This is a genomic window from Streptomyces sp. NPDC004561 (genome assembly GCF_053602155.1).
In genome coordinates, this window is the sequence record NZ_JBSGDB010000333.1 from 1 (window position 1) to 10,194 (window position 10,194).

The 10,194-nt window shown below is 71.7% G+C and carries 9 protein-coding genes and 1 pseudogene; 3 read left to right on the plus strand and 7 right to left on the minus strand.

What is annotated here, in order from left to right; translation table 11 throughout:
* Window positions 1–80: 80 nt before the first annotated feature.
* Both ACWEN3_RS32550 and ACWEN3_RS32555 read right to left on the minus strand, forming a co-directional pair.
* Window positions 81–317 carry a hypothetical protein gene (locus tag ACWEN3_RS32550; protein WP_452978113.1) on the minus strand — a complete coding sequence of 79 codons (237 nt, stop codon included), beginning with the start codon at window positions 315–317 and terminating at the stop codon, window positions 81–83.
* Window positions 318–404: 87 nt separating this feature from the next.
* Window positions 405–2,243 (minus strand): glycoside hydrolase family 15 protein, encoded by a 1,839-nt coding sequence (locus tag ACWEN3_RS32555; protein WP_452978116.1) that lies wholly within the window; start codon window positions 2,241–2,243, stop codon window positions 405–407.
* Between the two features lie 198 nt (window positions 2,244–2,441).
* On the opposite strand from ACWEN3_RS32555, the gene ACWEN3_RS32560 reads away from it, so the two are divergent.
* Window positions 2,442–2,648, plus strand: coding sequence for a hypothetical protein (locus tag ACWEN3_RS32560; RefSeq protein ID WP_452978118.1), 207 nt, complete (start codon window positions 2,442–2,444; stop codon window positions 2,646–2,648).
* A 62-nt stretch (window positions 2,649–2,710) separates the two neighbouring features.
* On the opposite strand, the gene ACWEN3_RS32565 is transcribed toward ACWEN3_RS32560, so the two are convergent.
* The 5 genes from ACWEN3_RS32565 to efeU all read right to left on the minus strand — a co-directional run bounded on the left by ACWEN3_RS32565 (window position 2,711) and on the right by efeU (window position 9,138).
* Window positions 2,711–3,850: a sulfite oxidase gene (locus ACWEN3_RS32565; protein WP_452978121.1), complete on the minus strand. Its 1,140-nt coding sequence runs from the start codon at window positions 3,848–3,850 to the stop codon at window positions 2,711–2,713.
* Between the two features lie 61 nt (window positions 3,851–3,911).
* Window positions 3,912–4,400, minus strand: a complete 489-nt coding sequence (locus tag ACWEN3_RS32570; RefSeq protein WP_452978124.1) for a DUF5709 domain-containing protein — start codon at window positions 4,398–4,400, stop codon at window positions 3,912–3,914.
* A gap of 80 nt (window positions 4,401–4,480) precedes the next feature.
* Window positions 4,481–5,632, minus strand: a complete 1,152-nt coding sequence (locus tag ACWEN3_RS32575) for a HoxN/HupN/NixA family nickel/cobalt transporter (RefSeq protein WP_452978126.1) — start codon at window positions 5,630–5,632, stop codon at window positions 4,481–4,483.
* 177 nt (window positions 5,633–5,809) lie between these two features.
* Window positions 5,810–7,081 carry an iron uptake transporter deferrochelatase/peroxidase subunit gene (efeB, locus tag ACWEN3_RS32580; protein ID WP_452978129.1) on the minus strand — a complete coding sequence of 424 codons (1,272 nt, stop codon included), beginning with the start codon at window positions 7,079–7,081 and terminating at the stop codon, window positions 5,810–5,812.
* Between the two features lie 38 nt (window positions 7,082–7,119).
* Entirely contained in the window at window positions 7,120–9,138 is a 2,019-nt protein-coding gene (gene efeU, locus ACWEN3_RS32585; RefSeq protein ID WP_452978132.1) for an iron uptake transporter permease EfeU, read from the minus strand.
* Between the two features lie 213 nt (window positions 9,139–9,351).
* Between efeU and ACWEN3_RS32590 the strand changes: the two genes are divergently transcribed.
* Both ACWEN3_RS32590 and ACWEN3_RS32595 read left to right on the plus strand, forming a co-directional pair.
* Entirely contained in the window at window positions 9,352–10,011 is a 660-nt protein-coding gene (locus tag ACWEN3_RS32590; RefSeq protein ID WP_452978135.1) for a DedA family protein, read from the plus strand.
* Window positions 10,011–10,194 (plus strand): annotated as a pseudogene (locus tag ACWEN3_RS32595) (hypothetical protein); the annotation flags it as partial. The gene ACWEN3_RS32590 and the pseudogene ACWEN3_RS32595, both read left to right, overlap by 1 nt.

Sequence of the window (10,194 nt, forward strand, 5' to 3'; positions counted from 1 at the left end):
ATGGCTGCGGGGCGACCGGGCGCGGGTACGGACCGCCGGGCCCGTGCCGAGCGCCCGGTTCGCCTGAGCGGGGAGGTGGGTCAGCCGCCGTTCAGCCGCGAGCGCAGCAGCTGCTTGCCCAGTTCGGCGCCCTTGCGGCTGTCGGCCTGCGCCTTGCGGAACAGCTCCGCGACCTCGTTGTCCTTGTCGCGTTCGGCGTCCTGGATGTAGGTCTCCAGGCGCAGGGCGTTGTTGAGGCACCGCTCGACGTACCAGATGAGGTTGTAGTCCTTGTCGCGGGTGCCGGTGACCTCGCCGGTCTCACTGGTGCTGGTCATACGGGGTCTCCTCCTTCTGTGGACCCTGTCGTTCCCCTTTCGGAGATGCCCGGGTACCCGTGCGGCCAGCGGGCACACGGCGGTGCGTCAGCCGAGGGCCCGGTCCAGGTTGAACGCGGCGCTGATCAGCGACAGATGGGTGAACGCCTGCGGGAAGTTGCCCTGCTGCTCCCCGGTGCGGCCGATCTCCTCGGCGTACAGGCCGAGATGGTTGGCGTACGTGAGCATCTTCTCGAAGGCGAGCCGGGCCTCGTCGAGCCGGCCGGCCCGGACCAGCGCCTCGACGTACCAGAAGGAGCAGATGGAGAACGTGCCCTCGTCGCCGCGCAGTCCGTCGGGGCTGGCCTGCGGGTCGTAGCGGTAGACGAGCGAGTCGGAGACCAGGTCCTCGGTGAGGGCGTCCAGGGTGGACAGCCACTTGGGGTCGGTGGGGGCGATGAACTTGGCGAGCGGCATCATCAGCACGGACGCGTCCAGGACCTCGCTGTCCTCGTGCTGCACGAAGGCGTTACGGCGCTCCGACCAGCCGCGGTCCATGATCCGCCGGTAGATGGTGTCCCGGGCCTGCCGCCAGCGGGGCAGGTCGGCGGGCAGGCCGCGCCGGTTGGCGAGCCGGATGGCGCGTTCGACGGCCACCCAGCACATCAGGCGCGAGTACAGGAACTTCCTGCGGCCGCCGCGGGTCTCCCACACGCCCTCGTCGGGCTGGTCCCAGTGCTCGCACACCCAGTCCACGAGATGGCACACGTCGTCCCACTGGCCGCTGGGGATCGGCTGGGCCCACTTGTCGAAGAGGTAGACGGAGTCGATCAGGGCGCCGTAGATGTCGAGCTGGAGCTGGTCGGCGGCCGCGTTGCCGACGCGGACCGGGGCGGAGCCCTGGTGGCCCTCCAGATGCGGCAGCTTGCGTTCGGGCAGGTCGGTGCGGCCGTCGATGCCGTACATGATCTGCAGCGGGCCGGAGGCGGCGCCGTCGCCGGGACTGATGTGGGTGGTCAGGAACCGCATGAACGCCTCGGCCTCGCCGCTGAAGCCGAGCCGCAGCAGCGCGTAGACGGCGAAGGCGGCGTCGCGCACCCACACGTACCGGTAGTCCCAGTTGCGCTCGCCGCCGAACTGCTCGGGCAGGCTGGTGGTGGGGGCGGCGACGATGGCGCCGGTGGGGGCGTAGGTGAGCAGCTTCAGGGTGAGGGCCGAGCGGTGCACCATCTCGCGCCAGCGGCCCCGGTAGCGGGACTGGTGCAGCCAGCGCCGCCAGTAGGTGACGGTCGCGTTGAACTCGTGCTCGGCCTCGGCGCGGGCGCAGCCGCGCGGGGCGACCGCCTCGCCGACCTGGTCCAGGGCGAACACCGCCGTCTCGCCCTCGGCCAGCTTGAAGTCGGCGCGCGCGTCCCGTTCGTCGCACTCCACGGCCACGGTCGAGGTGAGGGACAGCGACCGCTCCGGCGACTCGAAGAAGAGCGTCCCGTCCACGTCGCGCAGGGTGTGCGGGGCGGCGCCGTAGTCGAAGCGGGGAGCGACCAGCGCGCGGAACGGCACGGTGCCGCGCACGCACACCACGCGCCGGATCAGCCGGTGCCGGCCCGCCTCGCCGGTCGCCTCCCCGGTGATGGGCATGAAGTCCTGCACCTCGCCGACGCCCTCCTCGGTGAAGAAGCGGGTGATCAGCACGTTGGTGTCCGGGAAGTAGAACTGCTTGGTGCGGGCCGGGACGGAGGCGGCCAGTTCGAAGCGGCCGCCGCGATCGGCGTCCAGGATGGCGGCGAAGACGCTGGGGCTGTCGAAGGACGGGCAGCAGTACCAGTCGATCGTGCCGTTGGTGCCCACCAGGGCCACGCTGCGCAGGTCACCGATCAGACCGTGATCGGCGATCGGCAGATAGCGGGGGCCGGTGGGTTCGTACTCGGGAAACGGCATCTCGGCCATGTGCGGCCTCCCCGTGTGGGGTGCGGGATGTTTTCCAGCTTAGGAGCGAGTGCTTTGCGATGGCGTGGGAAGGCGCTCGGCACCCGCCTCCCCGGCGCTTCCGGATGCAGGCTGCGCCATGGCGGGCAATGGTGAGAGTGTGCCCCGTTCGAAGGGCACCGGCACGGATGCGGTCATCCGGACCGAGGAGGAGGCAACATGTCGACATCCACACCCGGAGAGTCCCGGTCGTCCGACGACCACTGCACCCCGGACTCCCTGCTCCACTCGGCACCCCAGCAGGACGTCACTCCGGAGGACCTGGTGATGGCGGCGGGCAGGGACGTCACCCCGAAGACGCTCGACTGGGCGCGCCGCAAGCTGGAGACGGAGGGGCCGGCGGCCATCGAGAAGCTGCTGCCCTGAGGGGGTCCGGGAGAGCACGACACAACGGGGAACCGGCCGGGCGGCCACGCGCCCGGCCGGTGTCATCGGTGGACGTCCGAGTCGTCGTCCAGGCAGGCCACCCGCACCCAGCACACCGCGTTGTTGACGAATCCGCCCCGGTTCCACCGCTGGTCCAGGGGCTGGGTGTGGCCGCCCGCGTCGGTCGCGCGGGCGGCGAGCAGGTAGTCGCCCGGGGTCGCCGTCCAGGTGCGCTGCCAGGCCCGCCACGCCCAGCGGTGCCCGTCCGCGGGCGGGTCGAGGTCGGCCGGCTGCCAGCTCTCGCCGCCGTCGGTGCTGACCTCGACCGAGGTCACCGGGGCCTGCCCGGACCAGGCGCGGCCGCGCAGCGTCACCGGTCCCGGTCGCAGCACCCGGGTGCGGGACAGGAAGTCCGGGAAGCCGGGCGGCACCAGCAGGGCGCGCGGCGCGATGCGGGTGACCGGCTCGCCCTCCTCGCCGGCGGTCCGCCGCAGCCGGTAGGCGACCGACTGCTGGAAGCCCGTGAACGGGGCGTCGGTCACCGTGACCGAACACAGCCACTTGACGTGCGCCATGCCGTACCAGCCGGGCACGATCAGGCGCAGGGGCCGGCCGTGCTGCGGGGGCAGCGGGGCTCCGTTCATCGCCGTCGCGACCAGCACCTCGGGGTCGTCGCCGGTGGCCACGGCGAGCGGCAGGGCGCGCCGGTAGTCCTGCTCGACCCCCCGCTCCATGCCGTGGTCGGCGCCGGTGAAGACGACGTCGACGGCGCCCGGGTCGGCGCCCGCCTCGGCGAGCAGCGTCCTGAGCGGTACGCCCGTCCAGTCGGCGGTGCCGACGGCCTCGACCAGCCAGGGCTGGCTGACCGGGCGGGGGGTCAGCAGGGCCCGGCCGTTGCCCGCGCACTCCAGGGTCACGCGGGTGGTGACCTGGGGGTACGACAGCAGGTCGGCGAGGCTCAGGTCGAGCGGGTGGCGCACCCGGCCGTCCACGGTCAGCCGCCAGGCCCCGGCCTGCGGCACGTACGGGATGTCGTAGTGCGTGAGGACGTAGTGCAGGCCGGGCGGCGTGACGTCATGCCGCAGGGCCTCCAGCGGGAGGCCGTGGTTGCGGGTGGCGAGCGCGAGTTCGTCGGCGCCGATGCCCTCCTCGGGACCGGCCAGCCGGGCGGGCGCGCTCACATCAGCGGGTCGCCGGCCCATGCGTTCATTCTGCCCCCGGTCCGCCCGGGGCGAGAAGAGCGGTCCGGCCGACCGGCCCGGTTCACTCCGGCAGGTCGGTCTCGTCCGGCACCACGTGCACGGCGGCCTCTTCGGCGCCCGCCGCTCCTCCGTCGATGCCGACGTCCTCGGCGATCTCTTCCTTGGTGGTGTCGGTGTGGGCGCCCTCGTCGGGGGCGACCAGGCGGCCGGCGCGGGACTCGCCCGCCTCGGGGTCCACCGGCTCGCCGTCGCCGCCGGGCAGGTCGCCGACCCCGTCACCGTCCGGTGCGGTCACGTCCGGGACCTCCTGGCCGAGCCGCTGGTCCAGGGTCTCGCCCTCGTGCTGTTCGGCGGCCGTGGTGCCGTGCCTGGTGACGCCGAGGGGCCGTTCGGGCGGGGAGTAGCCCTCGTCGAGCATGTCGTCGTAGGAGCGTTCGCCGACCGCGTCCTGCAGGTCCAGGGGGCCGGCGTCCTCCTGTTCCTCGTTGGTCCCGGTGGGCTGGTAGGCGTCGTCGGCCATCGGGCTCTGCTCGGACTGCTGGTCGCTCATGGTCGCCTCCTCCTCGGCTCGTGGGGTCCCGGTCCGCGTTTCCCGCAGCCGGATCATTAACCCCACGAGCCCCGGCCAGGTCAGTCGGCCGGCTGCTCGGCCAGGCCCGCCGTCCACTTCTCCTCGATGCGGCCGGCCTTCCACACCAGCAGGGCGACGGCCCAGGTGGCGAAGAACAGGCCGACGATGACGAAGCCGACCGTGTTGAGGTCGAGGCCGGAGATCCAGTCCCAGAAGACGCCGTGCAGGTCCAGCTTGTCGGCGAGGAGGCCGAGGAGTTCGACGGTGCCGATGATGAGGGCGACGGCCACGGACAGGCCGGTGATGGTGAGGTTGTAGTAGACCTTGCGGACCGGCTTGGAGAACGCCCACTCGTAGGCGAAGTTCATGAACGAACCGTCGATGGTGTCGAGCAGCGACATGCCGGCCGCGAAGAGCACCGGCAGGGTCAGGATGGCGTACCAGGGCAGTCCGGAGGCGGCGCCGGAGCCGGCGAGGACCAGCAGGGCGATCTCCGTGGCGGTGTCGAAGCCCAGGCCGAACAGCAGGCCGAGCGGGTACATCTGCCAGGGCTTGCTGATCGAGCCGGTGACCCGGCCGAGGAGGCGGTTCATGAAGCCTCGGTTGTTCAGTTGTGTCTCCAGGGCGGCCTCGTCGTAGGCACCGGAGCGCATCTGCCGGAAGACCTTCCAGATGCCGGCCAGGACGACGAGATTGATCCCGGCGATCAGGTAGAGGAAGGTGCCGGAGACCGTCGTACCGATCAGGGTGGTGACCTGGTGCAGGTGCGAGTTGTCGTCGCGCACCGGTGCGGCCAGGGCCTTCATGCCGAGCGAGAGCAGCAGGGCGAGGCCGAAGACGATGCTGGAGTGACCGAGGGAGAACCAGAAGCCGACCGACAGCGGGCGGCGGCCCTCGCCCATCAGCTTGCGGGTGGTGTTGTCGATCGCCGCGATGTGGTCGGCGTCGAAGGCGTGCCGCATGCCGAGGGTGTACGCGGTCACGCCGATGCCGATACCGAAGGACTCCTTGCCGACGCTGAAGTGCTGCGGCGCGATGATGCCGACCAGTGTGCCCCAGCCGATGACGTGCAGCGCGAGCACGAATCCGGCCATCCCGCCGACCCTGATCCACTCCTGCCGTGTCATGGAGCCTCGGACACGGTGCCAGGCCGAGCGCTTGGCTTCGGCCTGGGCGGGGAGGGACGGAGCGGAACCAGGGGCGGCCGTCATCGGGAGGGTCATCCTTCGGTGGTGCGGGCAAGGCTGCACAGCATAGCCTGATGCCATCAGTCTGTACTTGCAACTCATGTGCAGTAAAGGCGACGGCAGACCTTCCCCATGGGCAGGGAAAAGCCACGGGGAAGGTCTGCCGTGAAAAAGGGGCCGAAACGGCGGGAAAAGGCGCGGTCAGGCGGAGAGCATGCCCCGGCCGAGCCAGTCCTTCGCGTCCCGGACGCCGGGCAGGGCGAAGAAGTAGCCGCCGCCGGTCGGGGAGATGTAGTCCACCAGGGGCTCGTCGATCAGCCGGGTCTGGACGGCCTCGAACTGGCGCTTGACGTCCTGCTGGTAGCAGCAGAACACCAGGCCCATGTCGAGGTTGCCGACGTTGTCCACGCCCCGGTCGTAGTTGTAGCCGCGGCGCAGGATGCGGGAGCTGTCGCTCTGCGCGGTGCGCGGGTTGGCGAGCCGGATGTGGGCGTCCAGCGGGATCGCGGTGCCGTGCGGGTCCTTGGCGTAGTTGGGGACGTCGGTCTCCTTGGCGCCGTCGAGGGGGGCGCCGGTGTCCTTGCGGCGGCCGAACATCTTCTCCTGCTCGGTGAGCGAGACCCGGTCCCAGAACTCGACGAGCATCCGGATGATCCGGATGACCTGGTAGCTGCCGCCGCTGGTCCAGGCGGGCTCGCCCTGGCCGTCGCCGACCCAGATCAGCCTGTCCGTCTCGCGCGCGGAGTTGACGTCCGGGTTGGCGATGCCGTCCTTGAAGCCGAGCAGGTTGCGCTGGGCGCCGGTGGGGCGGGGGGTGTTCTGGAAGCCGTCGATGCGCCACTTGATCTGCATGGCGCCCCGGGTGTGCCGGGCTATGTCGCGCAGCGCGTGCAGCACGGTGTCCTGGCTCTGGGCGCAGATCTGCAGGGACAGGTCGCCGTGGCACTCGGCCGCGTTCAGGTTGTCGTTGGGGAAGGTCCGCATCGGGGTGAGGCGGGCCGGCCGGGCCTTGGCGAGGCCGTAGCGGTCGTCGAAGAGGGATGCGCCGACGCCTACGGTGACGGTCAGGCCGTCCGAGGGGACCTCGGGGCCGAGGATGCCGTTGTCGGAGGGCGGGGCCCCGACACCGAGGTCGGTGGGGGCGCCGCCGGAGGTGAGGAAGCGGGCCCGCTCGGTGATCGTCCGCAGCAGGTCGGTGAGGCCCTTGCGGTCGTCGGCGATGACGTCGAGGGAGAGGAAGGTGGCGGCGGCCGGTGCCGGGGTGGTGATCCCCGCCTGGCGGGCGCCGTGGAAGGCGACCTTCGCCCCGCCGTCCGCGCCGGTGGTCTGCGCCTGGGCCGTGCCGCCGCTCTCGCCGAGCGCGAAGCCGCCGCCGGCCAGGACCGCTCCGGCGGCACCGGCGCCCAGCGCCGTCCGCACGATGGAGCGGCGGGCGGGGCCGACGGGGCAGGTCGGCGTGTCGGCGGTCGACATCGGTGGGGTCCCTTCGGGGTGCGGGTGCGCGGCGGTCATCAGGCGGACTTCCGGATCTCGAGCAGGTCCGGGACCGGGGCGAGGTCTTCCAGCAGCTGGCCGGCCGCGCCGTCGAGGTGCTGCCGGTCGGTCGCGGCGAGCTTGTCGACGGCGGTCCAGCGGTTGCCGTCGTGGGCCGCGTCCAGGAGCTTCTGCACCCGGGCGACGTCCGCGTCCACGGTGGGCAGCAGCTTGGGCGCGCGGGTGGTGAGCAGCGGCTTGAGGACGGTGAGCAGCTCGCGGGTGCCGGCCAGGTTGGCGTCGGCGGTCGCCAGGTTGGTGCCGCTGCCCTCGTCGGTGTCGCCGGTCAGCTCGAACTGAAGGGTGTTCTCGAGGATCTCGTGGGCGCGCAGCGGCAGGTCGCCCGGGTCGAACTCCTGCGCCGGGAAGGCCTTCCGCAGGCCGTCGGCGTCCGCGGCGAGCCCGCGGGCGGGACCGCTCAGCTCCTTCGCCGACTGGCCGTGCCACAGGCCGTACTCGAGGCGGAGGAAGCCGGTGAAGCCCTTGTCGTGCTCGCCGTCCGCGAGGCCGTCGGCGCGGCCGTCGATCTTCTTGTCGAAGTCCTGGAAGGTGCCGTATGCGGCGCCGAGGGAGGCGTAGGTGCGATGGGCGGTGAGCCAGTCGGTGCGGGCCTTGTCCAGGTGGCCGCCCTCGATGTCGTCGTCGAGGGTGCGGGTCTGGGTGACGAGGGTGGCGAGGCCCTGTTCGACGTACGTCCTGTACGCCTTGAGGGGGGCCGCGAGGTCCTGCTCGGAGACGGGGACGACCGGCACGGCCGCGCCGCCGCCGCTGACGGTGACCGACCTGGAGGTGACGGCCTTGCCTCCGGTGGGGACGCAGCGCCAGGCGTAGGTGCCGCCGGCGACGGTGGCGACGAGGTCGCGGGTGGTGCCGGGCGCGAGGCCCTCGATCTCGCCGTAGACCGCGCTGGTCGACGGGTCGATGAGGTACACCTCGGAGGTCTTGCCGCCGGTGTTGCGCATCTGGAAGGTCTGCCGGCCCGGCTTGGGCGCGGTGAAGCCCTTGCCGCACTCGGTCTCGGAGACGGCGACGGTCTGGTCCCCGGCGGGCTTGGGCCGGGCGAAGGCGACGACGAGTCCGGCGATGACGGCGGGTACGGCGACCACGGCGACCGGGACCACCCAGACCGCCCGGCGGCGGTCCCGGGGCTGGGGCTCGGGCCGCTCGGCGGCGGGCTTCGGGGCCGTGGTCCGCACCCCGCGGACGAACAGGGTCATGACGACGACCAGGTAGGCGGCGTAGGCGAGCACCTGGAGCCAGGTCATGGTGGGGGTCAGGTTGAAGACGCCCTGGACGAGGGTGCTGTACCAGGAGCCCGCGTCGACGCTGCCCGCGAGGTCCATCGCGTAGGCCGTCCTGCCGGGCAGGACACCGCCCTCCTGGAGGTCGCGCAGGCCGTAGCCGAGGACACCGGCGGCGATGACGATGAGGACGACGCCGGTGGCGGTGAAGAACTTCGTCAGGTTGATCTTCAGGACCCTGCGGTACAGGCCCCAGCACAGACCGGCCGCGATGAGCAGTCCGACGCCGGCGCCGGTCAGCGGGCCCGCCGACTCACCGGCGGCCTGGGCGGTGGTCCACAGGAACAGGGCCGTCTCCAGGCCCTCCCGGCCGACGGCGAGGAAGGAGGTGAGGATCAGCACGCCGGAGCCCATGGCGAGCGCGCCGGTGACCTTCTGCTTCAGCTCGCCGGAGAGGTTGCGGGCCGAGCGGCGCATCCAGAACACCATGGCGGTGACGAACGCGACGGCGATCACGCTGAGGATGCCGCCGAAGGCCTCCTGTGCGGTCTGCGGCATGGACGCGGCGGTGAAGGTGAGGACCGCGCCGAAGCTCATCGCCACGGCGATGGCGGCCAGGACACCCGTCCAGACCTGGGGCAGACGGGAGCGCGCGTCGGCCCGGACCAGGGTCGCGACGAGGATGGAGACGATGAGTCCGGCTTCGAGTCCCTCCCTCAATCCGATCAGGAAACTCGGAAACGCGTCGTCCCACATGCCCTGCGGCCCTCCCCGGCTAGTTAGTGAAGGCATACCTTACCTTCGCGACCATCATGGCCATGCCCATGTAGTCAACCGGTCACGAACCGGCAATCGCCAGGCAAAGTCCGGGAACGATCCAGCCGCTGCGTACGTTTGCGGTACGGCTGAGCGTCTACAAATGTGTAGTCGAATATTTTCGAAGCAAGTCGAAGGAAAGGGCGTGCGGCGATGGCCACTCCCCCACACCTGGCGTCGCAGCTCGCGCTCAACGTGCTCGACGCCCACTCGCTGCTGGCCGCCTTCGGCGTGCTCGGCGTCGGAGTGGTGCTCTTCGCGGAGACGGGCCTGCTGATCGGGTTCTTCCTGCCCGGAGACTCGCTGCTGTTCACGGCGGGCCTGCTGTGCACCGGCTCGTCCGACCGCGGGCTGCACCTCTCGCTCGGTCCGCTGCTCCTCGCGGCGGCCGTCGGCGCCCTGGCGGGCTCCCAGTGCGGATTCCTGCTCGGCCGCAAGGCGGGCGGCGCGCTGCTGGCCCGCAGCCGCTCGGCGAAGCTGCGCGAGGGCGCCCAGCGCGCGGAGGAACTGCTGGAGCGGTACGGCCACGCGAAGGCGATCGTGCTGGCCCGCTTCGTGCCGGTGGTGCGTACGGTGCTGAACCCGATGGCGGGCGCGCTCGGCGTGTCCACGCGGACGTTCACCCTCTGGCAGGTGATCGGCGGACTGGTCTGGAGCCTCGGCCTCACGCTCGCCGGATACGCGCTGGGCTCCTCGATCCCGAACGTCGACAAGTACCTGCTGCCGGTGATCGCGCTGATCGTGGTCGTCTCGCTGCTTCCGCTCGCCGCCGAGGTGCTGCGCTCCCGCAAGGCAGCCAAGGAGGCCCCCTGATGCTCCCCGCCCTCCAGGGAGCGACGACCGGCGGGCCGCCGCCGTACGCGGTGCCGGGCCTCGCGCCGGACGGCACGGCGTACGGACCGGGGACCGCAGGACTCGCGGGGCGGCCGTCGGCGATCCGGCCGCGTCCGCCCGCGAATCGAGGAGAAACCCATGCAGCCCGAGCCGACCGCCGAG